Annotated in this window: 19 protein-coding genes; 18 read left to right on the plus strand and 1 reads right to left on the minus strand. The window is 71.7% G+C overall.

Annotation, left to right across the window (positions count from 1 at the left end; all coding sequences use genetic code 11):
* Window positions 1-281: 281 nt before the first annotated feature.
* Window positions 282-833, plus strand: coding sequence for a transcriptional regulator NrdR (nrdR, locus tag ACZ7HQ_RS06165; protein ID WP_470985376.1), 552 nt, complete (start codon window positions 282-284; stop codon window positions 831-833).
* 164 nt (window positions 834-997) lie between these two features.
* Complete coding sequence (locus ACZ7HQ_RS06170; RefSeq protein WP_470985379.1) at window positions 998-3,895, plus strand: vitamin B12-dependent ribonucleotide reductase; 2,898 nt, start codon at window positions 998-1,000, stop codon at window positions 3,893-3,895.
* Window positions 3,896-3,953: 58 nt separating this feature from the next.
* On the opposite strand, the gene ACZ7HQ_RS06175 is transcribed toward ACZ7HQ_RS06170, so the two are convergent.
* Window positions 3,954-4,484 (minus strand): TerD family protein, encoded by a 531-nt coding sequence (locus ACZ7HQ_RS06175; RefSeq protein WP_470985382.1) that lies wholly within the window; start codon window positions 4,482-4,484, stop codon window positions 3,954-3,956.
* A 153-nt stretch (window positions 4,485-4,637) separates the two neighbouring features.
* Here ACZ7HQ_RS06175 and ACZ7HQ_RS06180 point away from each other — a divergent pair, with 153 nt between their 5' ends.
* The 16 genes from ACZ7HQ_RS06180 to ACZ7HQ_RS06255 all read left to right on the plus strand — a co-directional run bounded on the left by ACZ7HQ_RS06180 (window position 4,638) and on the right by ACZ7HQ_RS06255 (window position 25,933).
* Window positions 4,638-5,243, plus strand: coding sequence for a YdbC family protein (locus ACZ7HQ_RS06180; RefSeq protein WP_470985385.1), 606 nt, complete (start codon window positions 4,638-4,640; stop codon window positions 5,241-5,243).
* Between the two features lie 97 nt (window positions 5,244-5,340).
* Complete coding sequence (locus tag ACZ7HQ_RS06185; protein ID WP_470985388.1) at window positions 5,341-6,000, plus strand: histidine phosphatase family protein; 660 nt, start codon at window positions 5,341-5,343, stop codon at window positions 5,998-6,000.
* 12 nt (window positions 6,001-6,012) lie between these two features.
* Complete coding sequence (locus tag ACZ7HQ_RS06190; protein ID WP_470985390.1) at window positions 6,013-6,918, plus strand: ADP-ribosylglycohydrolase family protein; 906 nt, start codon at window positions 6,013-6,015, stop codon at window positions 6,916-6,918.
* Between the two features lie 567 nt (window positions 6,919-7,485).
* Window positions 7,486-9,243 carry an AfsR/SARP family transcriptional regulator gene (locus ACZ7HQ_RS06195; protein ID WP_470985393.1) on the plus strand — a complete coding sequence of 586 codons (1,758 nt, stop codon included), beginning with the start codon at window positions 7,486-7,488 and terminating at the stop codon, window positions 9,241-9,243.
* The gene (locus tag ACZ7HQ_RS06200) at window positions 9,243-11,462 is read left to right on the plus strand and encodes a TOMM precursor leader peptide-binding protein (RefSeq protein WP_470985395.1); all 2,220 of its coding nucleotides are present in this window, start codon (window positions 9,243-9,245) and stop codon (window positions 11,460-11,462) included. Before ACZ7HQ_RS06195 ends, ACZ7HQ_RS06200 begins: the two co-directional genes overlap by 1 nt.
* Entirely contained in the window at window positions 11,459-13,435 is a 1,977-nt protein-coding gene (locus ACZ7HQ_RS06205) for a TOMM precursor leader peptide-binding protein (protein WP_470985398.1), read from the plus strand. The genes ACZ7HQ_RS06200 and ACZ7HQ_RS06205 overlap by 4 nt, the downstream gene beginning before the upstream one ends.
* A 27-nt stretch (window positions 13,436-13,462) precedes the next feature.
* Window positions 13,463-15,076: a SagB family peptide dehydrogenase gene (locus ACZ7HQ_RS06210; RefSeq protein WP_470985401.1), complete on the plus strand. Its 1,614-nt coding sequence runs from the start codon at window positions 13,463-13,465 to the stop codon at window positions 15,074-15,076.
* 10 nt (window positions 15,077-15,086) lie between these two features.
* A complete protein-coding gene (locus ACZ7HQ_RS06215; RefSeq protein ID WP_470985403.1) occupies window positions 15,087-17,909 on the plus strand; it encodes a lantibiotic dehydratase in 2,823 nt (940 codons plus the stop codon).
* The gene (locus ACZ7HQ_RS06220) at window positions 17,906-18,970 is read left to right on the plus strand and encodes a lantibiotic dehydratase C-terminal domain-containing protein (protein WP_470985406.1); all 1,065 of its coding nucleotides are present in this window, start codon (window positions 17,906-17,908) and stop codon (window positions 18,968-18,970) included. Before ACZ7HQ_RS06215 ends, ACZ7HQ_RS06220 begins: the two co-directional genes overlap by 4 nt.
* Before the next feature lie 1,289 nt (window positions 18,971-20,259).
* The gene (locus tag ACZ7HQ_RS06225) at window positions 20,260-21,195 is read left to right on the plus strand and encodes an ABC transporter ATP-binding protein (protein WP_470987106.1); all 936 of its coding nucleotides are present in this window, start codon (window positions 20,260-20,262) and stop codon (window positions 21,193-21,195) included.
* Window positions 21,192-21,947 (plus strand): ABC transporter permease, encoded by a 756-nt coding sequence (locus tag ACZ7HQ_RS06230; RefSeq protein WP_470985408.1) that lies wholly within the window; start codon window positions 21,192-21,194, stop codon window positions 21,945-21,947. Before ACZ7HQ_RS06225 ends, ACZ7HQ_RS06230 begins: the two co-directional genes overlap by 4 nt.
* On the plus strand, window positions 21,944-23,890 hold the full coding sequence (locus ACZ7HQ_RS06235) for a TOMM precursor leader peptide-binding protein (RefSeq protein ID WP_470985411.1): 1,947 nt from the start codon (window positions 21,944-21,946) through the stop codon (window positions 23,888-23,890). Before ACZ7HQ_RS06230 ends, ACZ7HQ_RS06235 begins: the two co-directional genes overlap by 4 nt.
* Window positions 23,891-23,961: 71 nt before the next feature.
* Window positions 23,962-25,278, plus strand: coding sequence for an amidohydrolase (locus tag ACZ7HQ_RS06240; protein ID WP_470985413.1), 1,317 nt, complete (start codon window positions 23,962-23,964; stop codon window positions 25,276-25,278).
* A 50-nt stretch (window positions 25,279-25,328) separates the two neighbouring features.
* On the plus strand, window positions 25,329-25,517 hold the full coding sequence (locus ACZ7HQ_RS06245; RefSeq protein ID WP_470985415.1) for a thiazolylpeptide-type bacteriocin: 189 nt from the start codon (window positions 25,329-25,331) through the stop codon (window positions 25,515-25,517).
* Between the two features lie 21 nt (window positions 25,518-25,538).
* Window positions 25,539-25,712 (plus strand): thiazolylpeptide-type bacteriocin, encoded by a 174-nt coding sequence (locus ACZ7HQ_RS06250; RefSeq protein ID WP_470985418.1) that lies wholly within the window; start codon window positions 25,539-25,541, stop codon window positions 25,710-25,712.
* A gap of 44 nt (window positions 25,713-25,756) precedes the next feature.
* Window positions 25,757-25,933 carry a thiazolylpeptide-type bacteriocin gene (locus ACZ7HQ_RS06255; protein ID WP_470985420.1) on the plus strand — a complete coding sequence of 59 codons (177 nt, stop codon included), beginning with the start codon at window positions 25,757-25,759 and terminating at the stop codon, window positions 25,931-25,933.
* Window positions 25,934-26,047: the final 114 nt, after the last annotated feature.

The following is a 26,047-nucleotide window of genomic DNA, read 5'->3' on the forward strand; positions in this document are numbered from 1 at the left end:
CCCACGGTATCTCCGCAAGCGCCACAGCGATACGGCTCTGACCCGCGTGTCCCCGCGGCCGCCCGTCTGCGGGGATGTCCGCCGCCCGCCGTCGCGACACGCGACTCCGCCTCGGTGTATGAGCCAATCCCCACATGTAGTGGTTGGATGGCTACAGCAGCCCAGAAGTTGTGGTCCCCCGGTCTGACACGGCTCCGCGATCGCCTATGCTTAGGGCTGCTTCGCGGGGCCCATGAGGTCCGGTGAGGTTGTTGAGTCTGCTGTGAGGAGGGTTGGAGATCATGCACTGCCCCTTCTGCAGGCACCCGGACAGCCGCGTGGTCGACAGTCGTACGACCGACGACGGCACGTCGATCCGCAGGCGCCGTCAGTGCCCTGACTGCTCCCGCCGTTTCACGACCGTCGAGACGTGCTCGCTCATGGTGATCAAGCGGTCCGGGGTCACCGAGCCTTTCAGCCGTGCCAAGGTCATCAACGGCGTGCGCAAGGCGTGCCAGGGGCGGCCTGTCACCGAGGACGCGCTCGCCCAGCTCGGCCAGCGGGTCGAGGAGGCGGTGCGGGCCACCGGAAGCGCCGAGCTGACCACCCATGACGTGGGGCTGGCCATACTCGGCCCGTTGCAGGAGCTCGACCTCGTCGCCTATCTGCGGTTCGCCTCCGTCTACCGGGCGTTCGACTCGCTCGAGGACTTCGAGGCCGCCATCGCGGAGCTGAGGGAGGCGACGCGGGGCCCCGCCGCGGACGAGGAAGACGCGGGAGCGGGGAGCCAGGAAGACGAACGCGGGCCCGTCGGGACCGGTGAGGTCCCCGTGCCCGTACGCGCCGCCGACTGACGAGGCGGCCGGGGTCCGGGAGGAGACCGGTTTCCGGCCGGGAGGCGGCGACCCAAGACCTGTTGCGGGCGGCGGCTGAGGGTGCCCGCAACACCAGACAGAACACCGTGCCACGGGAACAAACGGGGCACTTCAGGGCGTTTTTGCCCGTACAGGGAGGCGGCATGACAGAGACGGCGAGCGGTCCGGCACGAGGTTCCCGAGCCAAGGGCACCAAGGCGGGTAACAAGGGACTGCACATCGAGCGCATCCACACCACCCCCGGCGTGCACCCGTACGACGAGGTGGCGTGGGAGCGCCGTGACGTCGTCATGACCAACTGGCGCGACGGCTCGGTCAACTTCGAGCAGCGTGGCGTCGAGTTCCCCGACTTCTGGTCGGTGAACGCGGTCAACATCGTCACCAGCAAGTACTTCCGCGGTGCCGTCGGCACCCCGCAGCGCGAGGTCAGCCTCAGGCAGCTGATCGACCGCATCGTGAAGACGTACCGGAAGGCCGGTGAGGACCACAAGTACTTCGCCTCGCCCGCCGACGCCGAGATCTTCGAGCACGAGCTGGCGTACGCCCTCCTGCACCAGATCTTCAGCTTCAACAGCCCCGTCTGGTTCAACGTCGGCACGTCGCAGCCCCAGCAGGTCTCCGCCTGCTTCATCCTGTCCGTCGACGACTCCATGGAGTCGATCCTCGACTGGTACAAGGAAGAGGGCATGATCTTCAAGGGCGGCTCCGGAGCCGGCCTGAACCTCTCCCGCATCCGCTCCTCCAAGGAGCTGCTGTCTTCCGGCGGCAACGCCTCCGGTCCGGTCTCCTTCATGCGCGGCGCCGACGCCTCCGCCGGCACCATCAAGTCCGGTGGCGCCACCCGCCGCGCGGCGAAGATGGTCGTCCTCGACGTCGACCACCCCGACATCGAGGACTTCATCGAGACCAAGGTCAAGGAAGAGGAGAAGATCCGCGTCCTGCGCGACGCGGGCTTCGACATGGACCTGGGCGGTGACGACATCACCTCCGTCCAGTACCAGAACGCCAACAACTCGGTCCGTGTGAACGACGAGTTCATGAAGGCGGTCGAGGACGGCGGCCAGTTCGGCCTGCGGGCCCGGATGACCGGTGAGGTCATCGAGGAGGTCGACGCCAAGGCGCTCTTCCGCAAGATCGCCGAGGCCGCGTGGGCCTGCGCCGACCCGGGCATCCAGTACGACGACACCATCAACAACTGGCACACCTGCCCCGAGTCCGGCCGGATCACCGCGTCGAACCCGTGCAGCGAGTACATGCACCTGGACAACACGTCCTGCAACCTGGCCTCGCTGAACCTGATGAAGTTCCTGAAGGACGACGGCAAGGGCAGCCAGTCCTTCGAGACCGAGCGTTTCCAGAAGGTCGTCGAGCTGGTCATCACCGCGATGGACATCTCGATCTGCTTCGCGGACTTCCCGACCCAGAAGATCGGCGAGAACACCCGCGCCTTCCGCCAGCTCGGCATCGGCTACGCCAACCTCGGCGCCCTGCTGATGGCCACCGGCCACGCCTACGACTCCGACGGCGGCCGCGCCCTCGCCGGCGCCATCACCTCCCTGATGACGGGTACGGCCTACCGCCGCTCCGCCGAACTGGCCGCGGTCGTCGGCACGTACGACGGCTACGCCCGCAACGCCGACGCCCACAAGCGCGTCATGGCGCAGCACGCCGACGCCAACGGCAAGGCCGTCCGCATGGACGACCTGGACACCCCGGTGTGGGCCGCCGCCACGGAGGCCTGGCAGGACGTCGTCCGTCTCGGCGAGAAGAACGGTTTCCGTAACTCCCAGGCGTCCGTCCTCGCCCCGACCGGCACCATCGGTCTCGCGATGTCCTGCGACACCACCGGTGTCGAGCCGGACCTCGCGCTGGTGAAGTTCAAGAAGCTGGTCGGCGGCGGCTCGATGCAGATCGTCAACGGCACCGTCCCGCAGGCCCTGCGCCGCCTGGGCTACCAGGAGGAGCAGATCGAGGCGATCGTCGCCCACATCGCCGAGCACGGCAACGTGATCGACGCCCCCGGCCTCAAGCACGAGCACTACGAGGTGTTCGACTGCGCCATGGGCGAGCGTGCCATCTCCCCGATGGGCCACGTCCGCATGATGGCCGCGATCCAGCCCTGGATCTCCGGCGCCATCTCCAAGACGGTCAACATGCCGGAGACGGCGACCGTCGAGGAGGTCGAGGAGATCTACTTCGAGGCCTGGAAGCTCGGCGTCAAGGCCCTCGCGATCTACCGCGACAACTGCAAGGTCGGCCAGCCGCTCTCCGCCAAGACCAAGGAGAAGGAGAAGGCCGAGGTCACGGAGAAGGCCGAGGCGACCATCCGCGAGACGGTCGAGAAGGTCATCGAGTACCGCCCCGTCCGCAAGCGCCTCCCCAAGGGCCGTCCGGGGATCACCACGTCCTTCACGGTCGGCGGCGCCGAGGGCTACATGACCGCCAACTCCTACCCGGACGACGGTCTCGGCGAGGTCTTCCTGAAGATGTCCAAGCAGGGCTCCACCCTCGCGGGCATGATGGACGCCTTCTCCATCGCGGTCTCCGTCGGTCTGCAGTACGGCGTCCCGCTGGAGACGTACGTCTCGAAGTTCACCAACATGCGCTTCGAGCCGGCCGGTATGACGGACGACCCGGACGTGCGGATGGCGCAGTCGATCGTCGACTACATCTTCCGCCGCCTGGCGCTGGACTTCCTGCCCTTCGAGACCCGCTCCGCGCTCGGCATCCACTCCGCCGAGGAGCGCCAGCGGCACCTGGAGACCGGTTCCTACGAGCCGTCCGACGACGAGGTCGACGTCGAGGGCCTGGCCCAGTCGGCGCCGCGCGCCCAGGAGCTGAAGGCCGTGGCCACGCCGCGTGCCGAGGTCGAGGCGGCCAAGCCCGCCCCGAAGCAGGCCCACACCAGCGCCGAGCTGGTGGAGATGCAGATGGGCATCCAGGCCGACGCCCCGCTGTGCTTCTCGTGCGGTACGAAGATGCAGCGGGCCGGTTCCTGCTACATCTGCGAGGGCTGCGGTTCGACCAGCGGCTGCAGCTGACGGTTCCGACCTGAAGTCGTGAAGTGAGGGGCGCCGGCCATGGCCGGCGCCCTTGCCGTTAACGTGCCCTTCCCATGACCCGGGTGAAGGTGGCCGGGTCCTCCTCGAAGCCGTGGACGCCGGGACGGAAGGTCCACTCGCCGGATTCGTCACGCACGAACTCGGCGATCGTGGCCGCCGTCGCCCCGGGTACCGAGCCGAAGTCGTCCTGGGCGAGCACGGTGTAGCGGTCCACCCGGACGCGCATGGCCGGATTCAGCACGTCGGCGAACGTCCTGTGGCCGTACCGCTGTTGGATGACGACACCGACCACCACGCGCGCGTACCGGGCGTCGAGCCGGTCCAGTTCCAGCATCATGACCTCGTCCCAGCCGAAGCCCCTGCCGTCCGTGCTGTCCCGGTTGAGGAAGATCGTGCCGTCCGGTGAGCGGCTGTCGAAGTGCACCAGGTAGGCCGGGTCCCCGTGGGCGTCGCCGGAGACGAACGTCGCGGCAACGATGTCGAGATCGGTGGGCGGCTGCCCCGCCGGACTCGGGTCCCACTTGAGGCCGACCTCGACCTTGCCGATTCCCTTGCTGAAGCCGGTCAACGGGCTTCCCCTTCCCCCCTCGTGGTTGCCTCGCCCCCAACTCCCGTGGAACTGGGGATCCTTGTCCATCGTGCCACGCGAGCGCCGTGCATGCGCGGGTGATCTCCGCCGGAGCGTGACCGACGCCACGCCCGGTGGCCTTACGATGGCGCGGTGCTGGTCAAGTGGATTCGCTGCACCGTGGTGGACCGCCGCGGTTTCGAGCGGGGGCAGCGGAAATGGGCGGGGCTTCTGGGGGAGCCGGGATTCCGGGGGCAGGGTGGCGGCTGGAGCCGGCAGCGGCCGGGGGTGGCGCACTCCTTCGCCTTCTGGGAGAGCCGCGCCTTCTACGACTCCTTCATGGCCCGCTCCCACGACCGCCTGGCGGCCGCCCAGTCCGGCACGTTCAAGGACGCCCAGGCCAAACTCTTCGAGTACCGCTTCGACGTGAAGACGGGGTTCGAGCCGCGGTTCACCGACGCCGACCTGATCCGCGTGGCCCTGTGCCGGGTCCACACGGAGCGCGTCGAGCACTTCACCCTCATGCAGGAGAAGGTGTGGAACCCCGCGATGGCCGGTTCGCCCGGGATGATCCGCGGGATGTTCGCCGAGGCACCCGAGCAGGAGTTCCTGGTCCTGTCGATGTGGCGGTCGGCGGCCGAGCACGGCAAGTACCGCACCGAACGCGTGGAGCGCCTCGCGCTGCGCGCGCAGACCGAGGCCGACGTCGCGGGCCTTACCGGTGACATCGTGGAGCTGGAGCCTTCCTGGACGGTTTGAGGAGACGCGGTGCGTTTGAAGAGCACATTCGTGTGACCTACGCTGTATGGGGCCGTACGAGTGCTCGACTTCCGCCCGTTCGATCTAGGGTTTTGGCATGGTACGACCACGGCGCATCGTCCTTGTCCGGCACGGCGAGTCAACGGGCAACATCGACGACTCCGTGTACGAGCGCGAACCCGACCACGCCCTCGCCCTGACCGAGCGCGGCCGGCGGCAGGCCGAGGAGACCGGCAAGAAGCTCCGGGAGGTCTTCGGCAGGGAGCGCGTGAGCGTGTACGTCTCCCCGTACCGCAGAACGCTCGAGACGCTCCGCGCCTTCCAGCTCGACCCCGACCTCATACGCGTCCGCGAGGAGCCCAGGCTGCGCGAACAGGACTGGGGAAACTGGCAGGACCGCGACGACGTACGGCTGCAGAAGGCCTACCGCGACGCGTACGGCCACTTCTTCTTCCGGTTCCCGCAGGGCGAGTCCGGCGCGGACGTGTACGACCGGGTCGGTGGCTTCCTGGAGAGCCTGTACCGCAGCTTCGAGGCGCCGGACCACCCGCCGAACGTCCTCCTGGTGACGCACGGTCTCGCGATGCGTCTGTTCTGCATGCGCTGGTTCCACTGGACCGTCGCCGAATTCGAGTCGCTGTCGAACCCCGGGAACGCCGAGATGCGGATGCTCGTGCTCGGGGAGGACGGCAAGTACACCCTCGACCGGCCCTTCGAGCGCTGGCGGGAGCCGGTGCCGCACTGGGTGAACGGATAGAGTGGCAGAGCGATGACCGCTGACTCCTCTTCCTCCGGGCGCCTGGAGCGCGCCCTGTCGAGCCTGCGCGGACTGGCCGTGGGGGACGCCCTGGGTTCCCAGTTCTTCGTTCCCGCGCACTACGCCCTGCTGAAGTGCCGAGAGCTCCCGCCGGGGCCCTGGCAGTGGACGGACGACACCGAGATGGCCTGCTCCGTGGTCGCCGTACTCGCCGCCCACGGGCGCGTCGACCAGGACGCGCTGGCCCGCTCCTTCGCCGAGCACCACGACTTCGACCGGGGCTACGGCCCCGCCGTCAACCGCCTGCTGAGACTCGTCCGTGAAGGCGGGGACTGGCGTGAGCTGGCCGCCGGTCTGTTCGACGGCCGGGGGTCCTGGGGCAACGGCGCGGCGATGCGGATCGCGCCCCTGGGCGCCTGGTACGCGGACGATCCGGAGCAGGCGACCCACCAGGCGGAGATCTCGGCCTACCCCACCCACCAGCACCGGGAGGCAGTCGTCGGCGCCATGGCCGTGGCCGCCGCGGCGGCGCTGGCCGGTTCGCCGGACGGCCCGCCCAGCCCCGAGGCGCTCCTGGACGGCGTCATCGCCCTGGTCCCGAAGAGCGCCGTCGGCCAGGGACTCCGGCGTGCCCGGGACATGCTCGACTACGGCGACGCGGGCACCGTCGCCGCGGTGCTGGGGTGCGGGCGACGTACGACCGCCCACGACACCGTTCCCTTCGCCCTGTGGTCCGCCGCGCGCAGCCTCGGTGACTACGAGGCGGCCTTCTGGACGACGGCCGGGGTGGGCGGCGACGTGGACACGACCTGCGCGATCACCGGCGGTGTGCTCGCCTCCGGCAAGGCGGGGACCCCACCCGCCGAGTGGGCCGAACGCGTCGAGGCGCTGCCGGACTGGGTGCCTACGCGACCCTGACGGCCGGGCGACCGGGGCCTGAGCGGACTGCGACCCTGTCGTCACCGCTCCACGTACGCACACGGCGCACCAGGGCCCCGTTCCACACATGACCGAACCCGGTGACTTCCTATACCTTCCCATTGCCAATGGGGTTGGCTTTCTTTACCCGGAGTGCGGGATTCGGCCAGCGTGGCAAAAAGTTGCCAATGCCTCCTCCTCCAGCGTGCTGCAGGGGGCGACAAAATCGAACGCGCTGCTACAGTGATCGGCAACGGGGCTCGGAATGGCTGACCACCTTCCCAGGTATCCGGCGTTCGCTCAGTGCGCGCCGACGACCCCGTGCCACACATAAACCGCGCCTTTCGTGCCCGGTCATGAACAAACGGGGATTCATTCATGCTGTCCAGTCACAACCGGAACGCTGACGCATTGATTCACGTCGGCGACACCGAGACGTCGACTCTGCGCCTTCGGAAGTCTTTCCACCTTCACCGGTAATCCGCCGAATTTTCACTTACCCGGAAACAGCACGGAATCGTCCTGCTTTTCCGCGTTCATTGACAGAAAGTCGTAAGGAGCTTCGGCATGTCCGTCGCAGCTGGCGGGGTCATACCCGTACGGCCTGCGGAGTCCTGTCGGCCCACATTCGGTGTGCTCGGCGCACTGCGCATCCGCCGGGCCGACGAAGAGGTCGTTCTGCCTTCCTCAAAGCCCACGGTGCTGCTCGGTGCCCTGCTGCTCCATCCCAACGAGATCGTCTCGCAGGAATATCTGCGGTCCGCCCTGTGGGGGGACGACGCTCCCGCGGCCGCGTCGTCCGCCGTGCACGTCGCGGTGCTGCGGCTCCGCAAACTGCTCGGCCGGCACGGGCTCGGCAGTGGCCCGGACGGAGGCATAGAGACCTGCCCCGGTGGCTACCGGATCACGGTCGAGGAGCCGGGGCTGGACCTGCTGGCCTTCCGCAGCCTCGTGCGGGATGCGGAGCACGCCTCGTCACCGAGGTCCGAACTGGCCACACTCAGCAGGGCACTTGAGTACTGGGAGGGGGACCCGGTCGCCAACCTCGACTCGCCGGTGCTGCGTTCGGGCGTGGTGGCGAGCCTGGTCGAGGAGCGCATCCGCATCCTGGCGCGCTGTCACGACATCGAGCTCGCGCTCGGAAACTGCGCACGCATCATCCCGGGACTCCGGCACCTGTTCGTGGAGTTCCCCGACAACGAGCGGCTGGCCGCCCAGCTCATCGAGGCCCTGTACCGGACCGGACGGCAGGGCGAGGCCCTGTCGGTCCACCAGCAGATCTCCCACCGTCTGCGGGAGACGTTCGGCGTCGATCCGGGGCACGAACTGCAGCGGCTGCACCTCGCCATCGTGCGCGGCGAGGAGCTCGCGGCCGTGCCGAGCGTCCCGGCGGCCGCCGTACGGCCCGCGAGGGCCGGCCTTCCGGCGCGTGATCCGGGCGGCCCGGCGTGGACCGCGCTGCCGGTCCGGCCCGCCGACTTCACCGGACGCGCCCGGGAGACCGAGGAGATCGAGTCGATCCTCGACCAGGGGCCGGGGCGCATCCTCGTCCTGTGCGGTCTGCCGGGCGTGGGCAAGACCGCGCTCGCCGCACACCTGGCGCGCCGGCTGCGCGACCGCTTCCCGGACGGGTCGGTGCGGTTCCTGCGGGCCGACGGCGACACGCCCGTCCCCGCGCCCCCGCCCGGCATCGACGACCGCTCCTTCACGGTCCTCGACGGCATCCGTCACGCCGACCAGGTGCGGGACTTCCTGGACACCGGTTGTTTCGGCGCCGCCGTGATCACCAGCCGGCACAGTCTGGCCGGGCTGGCACTGAGTTACGGGGCCGCGCTGTACCGAGTAGGCCCGTGGCAGCGGGCCGATTCCCTGCACTTCCTCACGTCCGTGCTCGGCACGGAGCGGGCCTCTGCCGAGGAAGGGTGCCTGAACCGCCTGGCGGAAGCCTGCGACGACCATCCCATGGCGTTGCGGCTGGCCTCCATGCGGATATCCCTCAGGCCTTTGCAGGATCTGCTGGAAGCCGTGCGCGGCGGAGCCGTCGCCGGTCATTTCGGGGACCCCCTGAGTGCCGCGTTCGACGATTACGTCGCGTGTCTGCCGGGGCGAATTCCGGCCGCGGTCCGAGCCCTGGCCGCGTCCCCGGCGGAAGGATTCTCCGTCCCCGAAAGCGCGGCCCTGCTGGGCGAAGCGGAGGCCGCCGCTGCCGCCTTGCTGGACGAACTCGTCGGATTCTGCACGGTGGAACACCTGACCGGTGGCCGCTACCGGATCCCGCGAATTCTTCGCGCTCATCTGAACCGGTCCGAGAACCAGGAGAACTGATGACCACCATCGAAACCATCCCGTTTGCCAATGCCCGGGTCCGGGTGAAGCGTGACGTGTTGTTCACCGAGACCGAAGAAGGCGTCCTCTTTCACAACGCCCATGGCGGATTCCAACTGAAGGGACGTTCCGCCTACCGGTTCGCCTCGCTGATCGTTCCGCATCTGACCGGTGAGGTCTCCGTCCGGGAGCTGTGCGAGCACCTGCCCGAGCAGCACCACCCCATGGTGAGCGGCCTGGTGCGCATGCTGCTGGAACGCGGCCTGGCCCGGGACGTCCTGCCGCACGAGGCACCGGAGGCCGTCGGGCTCGAACCAGAGGTGGCCCGGCAGTTCGCCGCCCAGCTCGACTACATCGACCACTACGAGGACCGGGCGGCGAAGCGGTTCCTGGGCTTCCGTACCGCCCGCGTGGCGGTCCTCGGCGACGACGCCGTCGCGGGCTGGTGCGCCCTGAGCCTGCTGCGCAACGGCTCCGCAGTGGTGGCGGTGCACGGCCCGCAGCAGGTCTTCGCGCAGGCCGAGGCGGAGGCCGCCGAGCTGGCCGCGCAGGGCGTGCCGGCCCGGGTGGAGCGGCTGTCCGCGTCCCGGGGCCCGGTGAGCTGGGCCGACCTGGCGGAGTTCGACCTGGTGGTCTGCGCCGGCACCGGCGCCCCCGGTCAGACGCTGCGGCTGCTCTCCGGCGACGGCGTACCGTCCGGGCAGCGGCTGCTGCCGGTGACGATGTACGGCGAGCGCGTCGTCGTGGGCCCCCTGACCGGCGGTGACGGCGCGGCCTGCTGGTCCTGCGCGATGCTGCGCCTCGGATTCAACGGCGACGAGGCGGCCGCGGCCGACGTGTGGCGCGCGGCGGCGACCGGCACGGACGGTTCCGGCCCCCGGCCCGGACGCCACCTGTCGGCGATCATCGGGAACCTGCTGGGCTACGAGGCGTTCAAGGAGTTCTCCGGCGTCCTCCCGGCGGAGACCGAGAACGCCGTGATCATCCAGGACACCGCCTCCTTCGACACGATCGTCAGCAAGGTGCTCCCGCACCCCCTGTGTCCGCTCTGCGCCGCCCACGAGACACCTGAGGTACCGGCCGGGGACGGACATCCGACGGCGCTGACGGTTCCGGTCGAGTCCCGGGTCCCCGACCCGGAGGCGCCCGAGGAGGCGGACGAGGCCGTGGCCGAACTCGACCGGCTGACCGGAGCGTTCGTCAGCTCCGTCAGCGGCGTCTTCAAGGAGTTCGACGACGAGTGGCCCACTCAGCTGCCGCTGAAGGTCAGCAGGCTGGAGTTCGGCGTGGGGACCGGCACCCGGCACGTCGTGAACGCCTTCGACCTGCACCACGTGGCGGCGGCCCGGATCACGGCGATGTCCATGGCGGCGGCCGAGTACCTCGACCGGGTGACCCCGCCGCCCGCCCCCGTGCTGGACACGGAGCAGGGCGGCGGACTGCCGACGGTCGCGGCATCGCGGCTGAGCACCTTCAGCGGGCTGAGCTCCTCCGCCGGCGATGTGCGCGGGTGGATCAGGGCCGTGTCCCTGGCGGACGGCGGCGAGGCCCTCGTCCCCGCGGCGGCGGTCCGGCCGTACGCACGGCTGAACGCGACGCGGGAGTTCACCCTCACCCGCGCCGGGCTCGGTGTGGGCGTCTCTCCCGCCGACGCCGCCCATCGGGCGCTGTTCTCCGCGCTGGCCCACGAGGAGATACAGCGGGCCCTGCGGTCCGACGACGGTGTCGGCCCCGTCCCCCTCGCCGAGGCGGCCGCCGAGCACGACCCCGAGCTGGTCTTCCTCCTCAATTCGGCCGAGAACCTGGGCCGTTCGGTCGAGGTGCTGGCCCTGCGGGCGTGCGGCGCCACCCCGGTGCTGCTGGCCCGTACGCGACTCGACGACGGCGCGGCGCTGTGGGCCGCCGGCTCGCACTCGGACCCCCGGCGGGCGCTCAAGACCGCGCTGCGCGACCTCCTCGGGCAGTGCCAGCTGGCCGGCCAGCGGCCGGGCTCGGTGGTGGACACACACCCCCTGGTCGACTCCCTCGACCCGTACACGATCCTGCCCTCGAAGACCGCGCCGGCCGTCGACTGGGCGGCGGCGGACCCGCAGTCCGTGCCGGCGGCGCTGCGCTCCGCGGGGTACACGGCGTACCTCGTCGCCGACGGCTCCGCCGATCTGCGCGCCGGTGGCCTGTACGCCGCGCGCGTGCTGCTCGCCCGGGACGGGCAGGCATGACCACGGCGACCGAACCACGCGTGGACGCGGTACGGCAGACCGAGCGCATCCGCGAAGCCCTCGCCCCCGTGCTCGAAGGGCTGCGGCTGCATGCCGAGATCGGCCTCCTGGGCTGGCAGGACGAGCTGACTCGCCCGGAGCCCCCGGCACGGGCGGACGGCATCGGCCCCACCGTCGGCCTCCACTTCTACGGCAACCTCGCGATCCTCGGCCCGGTCCGCGACGCGGCGTCGAGCCGCCCCTGCGGCCGGTGCCTGGCCCGGCGCTGGCAGGCACTGCGCACCCGGGAGCTGAGGGACGCCCTGGAACTGGGCGGCCGTACCACGGCCGTGGCCGGCACCCCCCACCTCACCGGGTTCGCGGTGCAGACCGTGGGTGCGCTGCTGCGCCTGCTGCGTGACACCGCGCCCGGTACGGAGGCGGACGGGGCGACCGCCACGGTGACGGTGCTCGACCTGCAGACCCTGCTGACGAAGAGCTATCCGCTCGCCGCCGACCCGGACTGTCCGGGGTGCGCCCCGGCGCCGCCGGCCGACGTCGTGGCCGGCCGGCCGGACGAGGCGGCGGCACCGGCCGCAGGACTGACGCTGGAGGCGGTGCCCAAGACCGCCCCGGGCAGCTTTCGCACCCGCGCGCTGGACGATCTCGACCTCGACGAGACCGCCCTCGCCAACCCCGTCTGCGGGGTCCTCGGGCCCCGGGTGATCCGCGAGTACGACTCCCCGACCACGGCGTCGGCCTACGGCCGGATGGGCATGCGGGTCGGGTCGTACCTCCAGGAGACCTTCTGGGGCGGCCACACCTTCTCCTACGGCGACAGTGCCCGGGTGGGGCTCATCGAGGGCCTGGAGCGGTACGCCGGCATGCGCTCCCCGGGCTCCGGCGCCCAGCTGGTCAGCAGCCTCGCACGGCTGCGTGCCCGCGGCGTCCCGGCACTGGACCCCCGGGAGTGCGGCCTGTACGCCGACGAGTTCCACCGCTCGGACCCGCACCGGGTGGCCCCCTTCACGGACGACCGCGAGATCCCCTGGGTCTGGGCGCACTCGCTGGTCCGCGACGAACCGGTCCTGGTGCCGTCACTGCTGACGTACTACCACTCGGTGCCCCGCGCCGAGCGGTTCGTGCAGGAGAGCTCCAACGGCTGCGCCTCGGGCACCTCGCTGACCGAGGCCGTCCATCACGGCCTGATGGAGCTGATCGAACGCGACGCGTTCCTGCTGACCTGGTACGCGCAGCTGCGCCTGCCGGAACTGGACGGCCGCACCAGCACGCAGCCCACCACCCGGGCGCTGATCGACCGCCTGGCCCTGCACGGCTACCGGGCCCGGTTCTTCGACGCCCGGATCACCTTTCCGGTGCCCGTGGTCATCGCGGTCGCCGAGCGCGTCGACGGCGGCCGCGGCACCCTGTGCTTCGGCGCCGGGGCGAGCCCCGACCCGGAGCAGGCGCTGCGCTCGGCGCTGATCGAGATCGGCACCGACGCACCGCAGTCGGCGCGCCGGACGACCTGGAACCTCGACCGGCTGACCGCGATGAGCCGCGACTTCACCAAGGTCACCAAGCTGCACGACCATCCGCTGGTCTACGGCCTGCCCGAGATGCGACGGCATGCCGACTTCCTGCTGGCCCCGGGGGACGACGACCGGCGCCCCCTGCCCCTCGCGCAGGCGTACGCCACCCGGGTGCCACCGCGTGCCATGGACGTGCGGACGGACGTGATGACCAGCGTGGGCATGCTGGCGGACGCCGGGTTCGACGTCCTCGCCGTCGACCAGACCTTCCCCCTGGAACGGGAGCTGGGCTTCCGCACCGCGAGCGTGCTCGTCCCCGGCCTGGTGCCGATCGACTTCGGCTGGTCGCGGCAGCGGGCGCTGCATCATCCGCGCGTGCGCCGGGCGCCGCGCGAGGCCGGGCTCCGCAGCAGGGACCTGCGGCCGGAGGACCTCAACCGCGCTCCCCACCCCTTCCCCTGACCCGCAGGCACCGAGAAAGGACCCGACATGGCCTACGCGCACACGTATGTCGACGCCATAATGAGGCGCTGCCGGGAGGGGATGCCTCCCCGCGGTTTCCAGCCCAACTGGGGCGACGCCCCCCGACTGACCAAGTTCTATCCGGACCTCGACGTCCATGAGCTGCCCCTCACGGACCCGCGGTCCACGGGCGCCACCGCGCTGCGGGACGCGTTCGCGCCGCCCCGCGAGCCTTCCCCCGTCCCGGACTTCACGCTCGGCGCACTCGCCGAAATGCTCATGGAGTCCTACGGCCGCACGGCCCGGCGCGTGGAGATCAACGCCAACGAGGACGTGGACAAGGTGCAGTCGTACCGCTCCGCGAAGTTCTCCCGCGGCACCGCGTCGGGCGGCGGCCTGTACCCGGTCAGCATCTACTGGGCGGCCGGCCCCTCGGCACCCGTGCCGCCCGGCCTGTACTACTACAGCCCCATGCACCACGGCCTGCAGCGGCTGATCAGCGGCGATGTGACCCCCCAGGTCGCGGCCGCGCTGCGCGCCGCGGGACAGCCGGCGGACGCGACGGAAACCGACCAGTTCCTGCTGCTCGGGCTGAAGTTCTGGCAGAACTCCTTCAAGTACAACAACTTCAGCTACCACGCCACGACGATGGACATCGGCACGCTGACGCAGACCTGGCGCATGTGGGCGGCGGCCCGCGGCCAGGAGATCCGGCCGGTGTTCTGGTTCGACGAGCCGCGCCTGGGCGAGCTGATCGGGGTCGGGGACGAGGACGAGGCCGTCCTCGCCGTCGTACCGCTGCCGTGGGACGGCGCGGGCGCCTCCGCCCGGGGCGAGGGCGCGGACGCGGTGCGTTCCCGGGCGTCCCACACCGACCACGAGCGGTCCCGCGAGGTCGTGCGTTTCGACATGCTGCAGGCCGTCCACGCCGACACGGCGGCGGGCGCGACCGCCAGGCCCGCGCCGACCGCGCTCGACTCCGCGCGGGCCCTCCCCCCGCGCACCGTGCCCGGCGCGCCGCTGCCGGTCGCGGAGTTCGCGGACATGACGCTGAAGCAGGCGCTGCGCACCCGCCGGAGCAGCTTCGGGAAGCTCTCGGCCGCGCACCCCGTCACCGCGGCCGAACTCGGCGCGCTGCTGGCAGCGGCCGAGTCCGGTGCGGCGCTGCCCTGTGACGCCTCCGACGCGGCGGGGCTCGGGTTCGTCAAGTTCCACGTGTTCGTCAACCACGTCGAGGGCGTCGAACCGGGCACCTACGAATACGACGCGCGGACCGGCGCGCTGGCCCCCGTCGCCGCCGGCCGGTTCGGGGACTTCCTCCAGCGCAACTACTTCCTGTCCAACTACAACCTGGAGCAGGCCGGCGCGGTGATCGTGCCGAGTGTGCGGGCCGACGCGGTGATCGACGCCGCCGGACCGCGTGGCTACCGCGTGTCCAACGCGCTGATCGGGGCGGTCGCCCAGGCGGTGTACACGGCGAGCGCGGGCCTCGGGGTGGGGTGCGGTGCCGCGCTCGGCTTCGACAACGTGTCGTACATGGAGGAGCTGGGGCTCACGCAGACGCGTGAGATCCCGCTGCTCATCCTCATGGTCGGGCACGAGCGCGACGGATTCGCGCAGTGCCGTTACGAGAACGACTGAGACGGCGGCCATGCACCCTTCCCTGACGAGTACGGCGACGGACGCGGACCGCTTCGCGCCGCAGGCACTGTCGCCCCGTTTCATGGCCCGGTTCGGCGGGCTTCCGTTCGACGCGGTGACCGGCCTCGGGCAGCCCGCGTCGGTCGCCTGGGCCGAGCAGGTGTCCGGCCTCAGAACGGAGCTGGCCGAGGAGGGCCGGGCCCTCAGCGATGCGCTGGCGCTGCTCGTGCAGTCCAACGAGGACACGGCGCTGCGCCGGCTGCTGCTCAACACCCGCCGGCAGATCTTCGCCGGCGGGTGGCCGAAGGACGGCAGGCGCACCGCCGCCCTGGTCGGCGGCCCCACCGGCGCCGCCCTGGACCGCTGGCTGGACCGGCACGAACAGCTGACCGCCCTGCTCGCCCAGCCGGTCGTCGAAGAGGAACTGGCCCGGGCGCGAGAGCACCTGCGAGCACTGGCCGGCGAACCACGGCTGCGGCAGGGGCTCATCCTGGCGTCGCCGACGCTCGACGCACACCTGAAGGCGTACCTGGACGCGCCCCCGGCCGCCGGGGGCACGGCCGGGATCACCGGTGGGCTCACCAAGAAGCAGCGCCGCATCGAGCGCTCCCTGCTGGAGTACGTCTACCGGTGCGCGTGCAAGACCAGCCCGTTCAGCTCCTTCACCGGGGTGACCGTCGGCGAGTTCGACGCGCTGTCCCCCGAGGGCGCCGGGGACCGTCCCGCCCTGGTGATCGACGAGCGGTGGACCGGCCGCGCCCGGCTGAACGTCGCCGTGCTGGCCCGGCTGGGCGAACTGGTCGCCCAGGCACCGCATCTGCGGCCGGATCTGCCGGTCGAGCTGGTCACCGGTGTGACCGCCGAGGCCGGCCGGGTCCGATACGTGCGGCGGAAGGTCTCCGAAGGGGACGACTCGGCCTCCGTGAGCTTCGACTCGGTGACCGAGAACATGTTCTTCCTGCGGCAGGGCCAGGGACTCGACGCGCTGATCACCCTGTGCGACGCCGAGGGCCGGCTGCCGTACGGCGAGCTGCTGGACCGCTTCGCGCGCCACGTCCGCGTGGACCGCGACGACTGTGACCGTTTCCTCGCCACCCTGCTCAGGCTGGGGCTGCTCAGCGTCCCCGCGCTCGCCGTCGACCTGCACAGCCCCGACCCGGTCAGCGCCTTCGCGGACGGCGTCCGCAGCATGGGCCGGGAGTGGTCCGGCAGGCTCGCCGCCGGCCTGGACGAGGTGGCGGGGCTGGTCCGGGAGTACGGCCGCGCGCCGCTGGACCGGCGCCGCGCGCTGCTCGCCGAGGTGCGGGACCGGCTGGCTCGCGTGCAGGAGGAACTCGGCCTGCCGGCCGGGTCGTTGCCCCGGGCCCTGGTCTACGAGGACACCCGGGCGACGGCCGCACCCGTGCGGCTGGACGGGAAGCGTTTCGCGCGGGAGGTGGGCACGGCGCTGTCGTCGCTCGCGCGCATCATGCCGGCGTTCGATGTCGCGCTGCCCCACCGGGCGACCCTGCGCGGGTTCTTCCTGGCCCGCTACGGCACCGGCGGCCGCTGTGACGACCTGCTGGAGCTGGTGACGGACTTCCAGGAGGACCTCTACGGCTACTACGTCCAGGTCGCCGGCATCGGGGCGCACTTCGAGGCCGACGGTACGTTCGTGCCCACGGAGAACTGGCTGGGCCAGCCCGAGATCACGGCGGCGGACGAGGCCCGGCAGGCGTTCGCGCGGCGGATGCGCGCCGTGCTGGACGCCGCCGGGGGACCGGACCGCCCGGACGAGGTCGAGATCGACGACGACTTCATCGACGGGGTCGCGCGGATTCTGGGCGGCCGGCCGGGGGACTTCCGCCCGCAGGCGCACTTCCTGCAGCTGTGCGGCGGCACCGAGCGGCCCACCGCCGTGCTCAACCGCTCCTGGGGCGGTGTCTCCTTCCCCTTCTCGCGGTTCACCCACGACTTCGACGACCTGGGGCTCGCCGAACAGCTCCGCCGCTGGCACCGCGAGATCCAGCCCGAGGGCGCCGTCCTCGCCGAGATCACGGGCGGCGCCACGCGCACCAACCTGAACCTGCACGGCAGACTGACGGACTACGAGATCGTCTGCCCCGGTGAGACCAGCACCGCGCCCGCCGAGAACCGGATCACCCTGGCCGACCTGTCACTGCATCACGACCCGGACTCCGGCCGGCTGGTGCTGCGCTCCGCCCGGCTCGGGCGGGAGGTCGTCCCGGTCTACTTCGGCTATCTGGTCCCGGCCGCCCTGCCGGAGGTGGCCCGCACCCTGCTTCTGCTCGCTCCCTCGTCGATCGTGACGATCGACCCGTGGGGCGGCGTGCCGCAGGACACCGGCCCCGACGGCGTGGCCTACCGGCCCCGGGTCCGGCACCGCGGCGTGGTGATCAGCCGGCGGTCCTGGACGGCCGCGGCACGGACGCTGCCGCGGCACCGGCCGGAGACGGACACCGGCGCCTGGTTCGCCCAGTGGCAGGAGTGGCGCCGACGACACGGCCTGCCGGCGCGGGTGTTCGTGACGCTGCGGCCGGACGGCGCGGCGGAGGAGGCGCCCGAGGCGGGGGCGGACGGTTCGGCCGCGGCCGACCGTCCGGCGCGTCGTCACAAGCCGCACTTCCTCGACTTCGGCAGCGCCCTGTCGCTCCAGCTGTTCGAACATCTGCTCCGTGAGGCGGGCACCGGCTCGGTGGTGTTCACCGAGATGCTCCCCGCGCCGGATCACCTGCACACGACGTCCGACGAGGGCGCCCACATCACGGAACTCGTCGTCGAGACCGTCCCGGGCCGGCGCCCCTCGCACCCCGACCGCCAGGAGTCGGCATGACCTCGATCGACACCGTCCCCGCGACCGGCCCCGCCCCGGCGGTCGACGACCGCTGGCTGGCCGTGTACGTCTTCTACACGGGCAACGCCCGGCCGCTGCTGACCGACTGTGTGAAGCCGCTGTTCGACCGGCTGTCAGCACAAGGCCTGATCAGCCGGTACTTCTTCCTGCACTACTGGCTGGAGGGCCCGCACGTGCGGGTGCGGTTCCGGCCCACCGAGGGCAACGCCGAAGCGGTGCGTGCCGAGGCGGAGGCCGCGATCAGCGCCTTCCTGCGGCGCCGTCCGTCGCTGTACGAGGTGAAGTCGGACTTCTACGTCGGCCTTTACAACACCCTCTTCGAGCTGGAGTTCGACGAGCAGGGCCGGGCCGGCTACCTGGGCGAGGACGGCCGGATGCGGCTGCGGGAGAACAACTCCTTCAGCTGGGAGCCGTACGAGCCGGAGTACGACAAGTACGGCGGGCCGGCCGGCGTGGAGCTGGCCGAATGGCACTTCCAGCAGTCGACCGACCTGGTGTTGGAAGCGCTGACCGGCATGAACGTGCACATGCGCAGCGTGCAGCTGGGTCTCGCGGCCCAGCTGATGATGGTGATGGCGTCGGTGTTCCTCGGCGACGACGGCGAGCTGGCCGAGTTCTTCGAGGGGTACCGCGACTTCTGGCACGACTCCTTCCGGACCACCGACCTCGTCGCGGGCCGCAGCTTCGACCGCGGCTACGAGGCCATGGCCGACTCGCTGCGGGAGCGGTTCGCCGTCGTCCGGTCGGCGGTCCGCGCCGATCGCGGCGAGGAACTGCCCCGGGCCCTGGGGCGGTGGGCGGAGCACTGCACCGAGCTGCGCCGCCGGGTCGAGGAGCTGTCCACGGCGGGCCGGCTGGTGTTCCGCGAGTGGGAGGGCGAGGGCCACTGCACGGTGACGGACACCGGCGAGGCCCTGCTGCGGCTGCTCTGGCCCTGTCTGCACATGACGAACAACCGGCTGCACATCACGATCACCGACGAGGCGTACCTGGCGCACGCCCTGCTGCGGGCCCTGACGGACCCGGAGGCGGTGGCCTGATGTCCGCGCCGTCGCTGCTGGACAGCCGGCCCGTGCGCGCGCCCGAGCTGACCGTGGGGCCGCCCGTGCTGCGCGGCGAGCGGACCGTCCACCTGGTGAAGGACGGCCGCTCCGGACGCGTCTACCGGATCGGTGCCAAGGAGCGGTTCATCATCGAGCGGCTGGACGGCTCGCTCACTCTGCGGCAGATCGGCGCGGCCTACGAGCAGCAGTTCGGCAAGCGGCTGGACGACCGCTCCTGGGGAGCGATCCTGGGTGCCCTGTGGAACCGGTCCTTCCTGGCCGGTGCCGCGGGCCGGGGGCGGCCGGGACCGGGGCGGACCGAGGAGGACGTCAACGCCGGCAGGAGCGCGCGCGGGCTGTCCGGCTCGGTGTCCTGGGGCGACCCCGGTCCGCTCCTCGACCGTCTGCTCCCCCGGGTCACCTGGCTGTTCTCGCCCGTCACGGCCGCACTGGCCCTGCTGCTGTGCGGGGCGCTGGTGGCGTACACCGCGCTGCGGGCGCCGGTGCTGCTGAGAGAGTCCCATGCCCTGCGCGAACAGCCGGAGCTGGCGATGCTCTCGGGGTTCGTCGTCTGGACGGGGACCGCCTTTCACGAGCTCGCGCACGGACTGTGGTGCCATCGATACGGCGGCCGGGCCACGGCCATCGGGATGCGCTGGCGGCTGCCCGCGGTGACGTTTTTCTGCGAGGCGGACGACGTGCTGCTGTTCCGCTCCCGGCGGCAGCGCGTGGTCACCGCCGCCGTGGGCTCGGTGGCGAGCCTGGTCTTCCTGGCGCCCTTCTTCGTGCTGCGGCTGCTGCTGCCACCCGGTGACGTGACGCATGACGCCCTCTCCGGCCTGCTGCTGATCGGCACGGCCCAGGCCCTGTTCAACTACCTGCCGGTGCTGGGCCTCGACGGCCAGCTCATGCTGCAGAGCGCCCTCGGCGTGATCGAACTCGGCCCGCAGACACGGACGTACGTCCACCGTCTGGTCACCCGCAGCCCGCTGCTCGCGGCGTACCCGAGGCGAGCCCGGCGGATCTACGCCGGTTACGCGGTCCTGGTCGTCGTCCTGCTGGTCGCGGCCGGCACCGCCCTCGTGGCGGTGGCCGGCCGGCTTCCGGGCCCCTACGGGCCCGTGCTGCTCACGGCGGCGGCGGTACTGGCCGCCGCCTCCGTGGCGGGCCGCCTGCTGCGGCGGCGGGCCGCCGCTCCTCTCCCGGACCGCACGGCACCGCGCGAAGAGGAGTCCCCCCACACAGATCGAGATGAGGTAACGGCAGTGGAACCGCTCATGCCGGACATGACGGCGGCCGACGACGCCGTCGATCCGGGCGCCGAGCCCGTGATCGTCACGGAGGAACTGCGCAAACGGTACGGGGACGTCCAGGCCGTGGCGGGCACCTCGCTGACCGTGCGGCGAGGGGAGTTCTTCGGCGTGCTCGGGCCCAACGGCGCGGGCAAGACCACGCTGATCGAGATCCTCTCCGGCCAGCGTCGCGCCGACTCGGGTTCGGTGACGCTCTTCGGCGAGTCCCCCTGGCCCCGCCGGGCCGACATCAACGACCGCATCGGCGTACAGACCCAGGCGTCGTCGTTCTTCCCCCACCTGACGTCGCAGGAGCATCTGGAGACGGTCGCGGGGCTGTACGGACTGGACCGGGCGGCGGCCGCCGCGGCCCTGGCCGACGTCGGTCTGACCGCGTCCGCGCGCGTGCGGGTGACCGGGCTGTCGGGCGGCCAGCGCCAGCGTCTGGCCATCGCCTCGGCGCTGGTCCACGACCCCCGGCTGCTCTTCCTCGACGAGCCCACCGCCGCACTCGACCCGGAGGCCCGCCGGGAGCTGTGGGCGCTGCTGCGGTCCCTGAAGTCCCGCGGCTGCTCGATCGTCTACACCACCCACCACCTCGACGAGGCCGAGGTGCTGTGCGACCGCATCGCCATCGTGCGGGACGGCTCGGTCATCGCGCTCGACTCCCCGCGCCGGCTCGTCCGCGACCACGGCGGCCCCGAGCGCGTGAGCGTCCCCGCCGGGCTGGTGCCCACCGAACGGCTCGCGGCCCTGCCCGGGGTGGTGGAGGCCCGCGACGACGGCACGTCGGTGCAGCTGTCCACCCACTCGCTGTCCAGCGTGCTGGCCGCCCTGGGCGCCCTGGTCGACCTGGCGTCGGTCGAGACCCGTCGGCCCACGCTGGAAGACGTCTATCTGCAGCTCACCGGAAAGGAATACGCGGCGTGACCGGCCTCAAGCCACTGGTGCGGGCCCACTTCCTGGCCACCGGCCGGAACAAGACGGAGCTCTTCTTCACCTTCGCCTTCCCGCTCATCTTCATCGTCGTCTTCGGGCTGCTGTTCGGCAACCAGCCCGCGGGCGGCGGCAGGCACACCATCGACTACCTGGCTCCGGGCGTCATGGCCTGGGGCGTCGCCAACGCCGCCGTGTTCGGCGTCGGCTACTCCCTCGTCAACTGGCGCGGCACGGACCTGCTGCGGCTGATCAGGCGCACCCCCACCTCCGTGCTGACCCTGCTCGCCGCCCGGCTGGTGGTCGTGCTCGCCGTGGCCCTGACCCAGGCGGTGCTGTTCCTCGCCGTGGCCGCGCTGCCCCCGTTCCGGCTGCACGTCACGGTCACCGGTCTGCTGCTGACGGTGCCCGTACTGGCCTGCGGGGCGCTGGCGTTCTACGCCGTGGGCGTGTGCGTGGGCAACCTGGTCCGCACCCCCGACGCGGTCGCCGCCATCTCCAACTGCCTGATGGTCCCGATGGCGTTCCTCAGCGGATCGTTCATCCCTCTCTCACAGGCCCCCGGCTGGCTGCGCGACGTCTCCTACGCCCTGCCGCTGCGCTACATGAACCAGGCCGTCACCGCCGTCCTCGACGGCGGTGGGCACATCACGGCCATGGCCTGGCGCTGCCTCGTCCTGCTGGCCTTCGCGGCCCTGGCGACGCTGCCCGTCCTGAAGAACTTCCGCTGGGAGAACAAGCCGTGAACGAAAGCCGCAGCGCGGCGCCCGCCGCCGAGTCCCGGGCACGGCTCGCCACGGACTTCGGCCGCCTCCTCACCGCGCGGCACACCGCGCTCCCCGCGGCCGAACGCGCCCGAGTGCGGCGGCCGTCCGTGGTGCCGCTGGGCGCGCACAACGCGGAGGCCCCGGCGGGCCCGGACGAGGTGCGCGCACGCCGGGCGGCGACCGTGCACCTGGGCTCGTCGATGGTCGTGATCGGCCCGTTCACGGACACCGAGGGCGACGACGGCCCCTGTGGCCACTGCCTCGCACTGCGCTGGCAGCGGCTGCGCGCCGAGTTCGAGCGCCAGGCCCTGGAGTTCGGCTCTCCCGCGCGTGCCGCCGGCGACTGGCCGCTGCCGACCGGGCACCTGGTGGACACCGTCTGGCAGCTGTACCTGGCGGCCGCAGGACACGGTCCGGACACCGGCGGTGTGCTGCGCGAGGCATGGGTGTGGGTCGTGGACACCGAGTCGTTGCTGACCCGGCGCTTCCCGCTGGTCGCGGACCCGCTGTGCCCCGCCTGCGGCGAACCCGGGACGGAGCCGCTGTCGGCCGCCCTGCCCCCGGCCCCCAAGCACGGCCCCGACGACTACCGGGGACGGTCGGTGGACAGCTTCGCGCTGCCCGACCGCTCGCTCGTCAACCCCGTCTGCGGCATCCTCGGCCGGGCCACCTTCCTGAGCGTGACCTCGCCCACCACCGCCCCGGTGAACGGCCGCTCCCACTTCCGCGGACACCACCGCCTGGCCGAGCTGACCTGGAGCGGCCAGGGCAACTCCTTCCGGGCGAGCCGGGGCCTCGCCTACTTCGAGGGGCTGGAGCGCTACGCGGGCGTCGCCCGGCGGCACCGGACGGCTCCGCTGATCGCCGCCTACGACGACATCGCCGACCGGGCCCTCGACCCCCGGGAGTGCGGAACGTACGGCGCGCGGACGTACCGGCTCGACCCCTACGTCGACGCGTTCGACCCGAGCCGGCCCATCCCCTGGGTCCAGGGTGTCCGCCTGCGCTCGGGCGAGCCGGTGCTCGTGCCCGCCCGGCTGGTGTACTACGGCGGCAACAGCACGGACGACAACTTCGTCTACGACTCCTCCAACGGCTGCGCCAGCGGGTCCAGCCTCGCCGAGGCCGTACTCTTCGGTCTCCTCGAACTGATCGAGCGCGACTCCTTCGTGCTCGGCTGGTACGGCGGGGCGCACCTGACCGAGATCGACGTCAGCGACCTGCGCGATCCGGAACTGCGGATGATGCTGGACCGCGCCGAACTCCAGGGCTACGACGTCCACCTCTTCGACAACCGGATCGACCTTGCGGTGCCCGCGGTCACCGGTGTGGCCGTCCGCCGGGACGGCGGTCCCGGCCTGCTGTCCTTCGCGGCGGGCGCCGCCCTGGACCCGCGCGCCGCGCTGCTCGGCGCCATGGCGGAGATCCTCACCTACCTCCCGGCACTCCCGATACGGCTGAGCCGGCGCACCGAAGAGGTGCGCGCGATGATGGACGACTACTTCCTGGTGCGCCAGCTCACCGACCATCCCACGCTGTTCGCGCTGCCGGAGATGGCACCGCATGCCGAGCGCTATCTGCGGCCCGCCGAACGGCGGCCCTTCGCGGACGTGTACCGGCACTGGCAGGAGACCCGGCCCCGCACCGGCGATCTGGTGGCGGACGTCGAGCTGGTGGCCGGGGAGCTCGCGGACGCGGGTCTCGACGTCATCGTGGTCGAGCAGACGACGCCGGAGCAACGGGCCCTGGGCGTGCACACGGTGGCGACCATCGTGCCCGGGCTGCTGCCGCTCGACTTCGGCTGGTCCCGCCAGCGCGCCCTGGAGATGCCGCGCATGTTCACCGCCTACCGGCGCGCGGGATGGCGGGCGGACGACCTGACCCCCGCCGACCTGCACGCCGTGCCGCACCCCTTCCCGTGACGGACCGCGCCCGTCCCGGTGCCGTCCGCCCCGCCCCCCGCCCGACTCAGGACTGTGAGGTTCACCGTCTCGTGAAGTCCCCGCACGCATGGCTCCCGCCCCGTGTCGCCGACGTGCTGCCCGCCGCTCTGGAGGCGTACCTCGACGTCCACAGCAACCCCGAGCTGTCCGGCCAGGAGGAACGGACGGCGGCCCTGGCCGCCGGCCTCCTGCGGCGTTCGGGCTGCCGGGTCACCGAGGGCGTGGGCGGCCACGGTGTCGTGGCGCTGCTGGAGAACGGGCCGGGCCCGCGCGTCCTGGTCCGGGCCGAACTGGACGCGGTGCCCGTCGAGGAACGGACCGGGGTGCCGTACGCCAGCCGGGCGACCGCCGTCCGCGACGGACTCACCGTGCCGGTGATGCACGCCTGCGGACACGACGCCCATCTGGCCGCGCTGCTGGGCACCGCCGACCTCCTCGCGCGCGAGCGTGAGCGGTGGCGGGGCACCGTGATGGTGGTGGCCCAGCCCGCGGAGGAGACGCTCTCCGGGGCCGCCGCCATGATGGCCGACGGGCTCTACGACCGGTTCGGCACACCGCTCGTGGCTCTCGCCCAGCACCTCGCGGTCTTCCCGGCCGGGCGGGTCGCGCACGGTGCCACCATGCTGGCCGCCAGCCGCTCGCTGCGGATCCGGGTGTGCGGAGCGGGCGGCCACGCGGCCGACGCGTCGAGCCACGCGAACCCGATCGAGGCCGCCGCGGACCTCGTCACCGGGCTGCGCGCGCACATCCCGCCCCCCGCGACCTGCACGGTCGGCCGGTTGCAGGCGGGCGCCGCGGCGAACGTCGTGCCCGAGGACGCCGTGCTGGAGGTCAGCCTGCGCGCCGCGCACCCGGCGGACCTGGACCGGGCGGAGGCCGCCGTGCGGGAGCTGGCCGGGACGACGTCGGCGCGCCACGGCTCGCCGATGCGGGTGGAGGTGGCCACGACGGCCGCGGCCGTCCCCACGGTCAACGACCCCGGCCGCACGGCCGTGGTGCGCGAGGCCCATGTGGCCGCCCTGGGACCGAACGCGGTGGTGCCCTGGGCGACCTCCATGGCGGCGGAGGACTTTCCCACCCTGTCGGCCGGGGGGACGGTGCCCCTCGTGTACTGGATGCTGGGCAGCGTGGGACCCCGGCAGTGGCGGGAGGCACCGGGAGCCACATTCACCGAGAAATGGGCGTCCTTCGCGCCCAATCACTCGCCCCGTTTCCGGCCGGATCCGGTTCCCGTGCTGCGCAGCGGAATCACCGCGATGGCGACGGCCGCACTCGCCTGTCTGGACGGTGACAGCACCTCCGCCGCCGGTGAAAGCGAAGTGAAAGACGACGGTCAGCCCGTTGCCCGAGCGGCGTGGGACAACTGAATCACCGGTTCGGAAAACCCGCCGGCACGAAAGCGAAAGGAACCCGTTCAATGGCTGCCAAGCCCGAACTCGCCGAACTCGCCCGCGAGATGCTCACGCTGGAGTCGGAGACCTTCGAGATCAACGACTACAACGAGTTCGACGGAAAGATGCTGTCCGCGGTCCCCTCGACCAGCTGCGACAGCTCCAGCTGCAGCTCCAGCACCTGCACCAGCACCACGTCCTGCTCGACGGCCTGACGCACGGCGGAGGGACGTCCGATGACGCAGAAGAGCCACCTCGCCGACATGGCGCGGGAAATGCTGGAGCTGGAGCTCGAGACCTTCGAGATCAACGACTACGACGACGACACCGAAGGTCTGATGCTCGGCTCGACCAGCACCACGAGCTGCAGCACCACCTCCAGCTGCACCAGCTGCACCTCCTGCGCCTGACCCCCGCGGGTCCGGTACACAGCGGAACAAGGAAAGGACGGCCCATGACGAAGAAGGGCGATCTCGCCGAACTGGCGCGGGAGATGCTCGACCTCGAACTGGAGACGTTCGAGATCAACGACTACGAGGACAAGGACAACGGTCTGATGCTCGGTTCCACGAGCACGACCAGTACCAGCACCACCTCGAGCACCACCTCGTGCTCCAGCTCCTGCGGCTGAGCACACACCCCCGGCCGTGGGGGGGGGGGGGGGGGGGGGGGGGGGGGGGAGGGCGGGGGGGGGGGGGGGGGGGGGGGGGGGGGGGGGGGGGGGGGGGGGTGGGGGGGGGCGTAC

The organism is Streptomyces sp. NPDC037290 (assembly GCF_055603245.1).

Bases quoted from the DNA above. Each gene is read 5' to 3' on its own strand.
- ACZ7HQ_RS06190 (WP_470985390.1), top strand. From the start codon at position 6,013: ATGACCGCTGACTCCTCTTCCTCCGGGCGCCTGGAGCGCGCCCTGTCG.
- nrdR (WP_470985376.1), top strand. From the start codon at position 282: ATGCACTGCCCCTTCTGCAGGCACCCGGACAGCCGCGTGGTCGACAGT.
- ACZ7HQ_RS06210 (WP_470985401.1), top strand. From the start codon at position 13,463: ATGGCCTACGCGCACACGTATGTCGACGCCATAATGAGGCGCTGCCGG.
- ACZ7HQ_RS06220 (WP_470985406.1), top strand. From the start codon at position 17,906: ATGACCTCGATCGACACCGTCCCCGCGACCGGCCCCGCCCCGGCGGTC.
- ACZ7HQ_RS06205 (WP_470985398.1), top strand. From the start codon at position 11,459: ATGACCACGGCGACCGAACCACGCGTGGACGCGGTACGGCAGACCGAG.
- ACZ7HQ_RS06245 (WP_470985415.1), top strand. From the start codon at position 25,329: ATGGCTGCCAAGCCCGAACTCGCCGAACTCGCCCGCGAGATGCTCACG.
- ACZ7HQ_RS06255 (WP_470985420.1), top strand. From the start codon at position 25,757: ATGACGAAGAAGGGCGATCTCGCCGAACTGGCGCGGGAGATGCTCGAC.
- ACZ7HQ_RS06215 (WP_470985403.1), top strand. From the start codon at position 15,087: ATGCACCCTTCCCTGACGAGTACGGCGACGGACGCGGACCGCTTCGCG.
- ACZ7HQ_RS06225 (WP_470987106.1), top strand. From the start codon at position 20,260: ATGACGGCGGCCGACGACGCCGTCGATCCGGGCGCCGAGCCCGTGATC.
- ACZ7HQ_RS06200 (WP_470985395.1), top strand. From the start codon at position 9,243: ATGACCACCATCGAAACCATCCCGTTTGCCAATGCCCGGGTCCGGGTG.
- ACZ7HQ_RS06195 (WP_470985393.1), top strand. From the start codon at position 7,486: ATGTCCGTCGCAGCTGGCGGGGTCATACCCGTACGGCCTGCGGAGTCC.
- ACZ7HQ_RS06250 (WP_470985418.1), top strand. From the start codon at position 25,539: ATGACGCAGAAGAGCCACCTCGCCGACATGGCGCGGGAAATGCTGGAG.
- ACZ7HQ_RS06185 (WP_470985388.1), top strand. From the start codon at position 5,341: ATGGTACGACCACGGCGCATCGTCCTTGTCCGGCACGGCGAGTCAACG.
- ACZ7HQ_RS06170 (WP_470985379.1), top strand. From the start codon at position 998: ATGACAGAGACGGCGAGCGGTCCGGCACGAGGTTCCCGAGCCAAGGGC.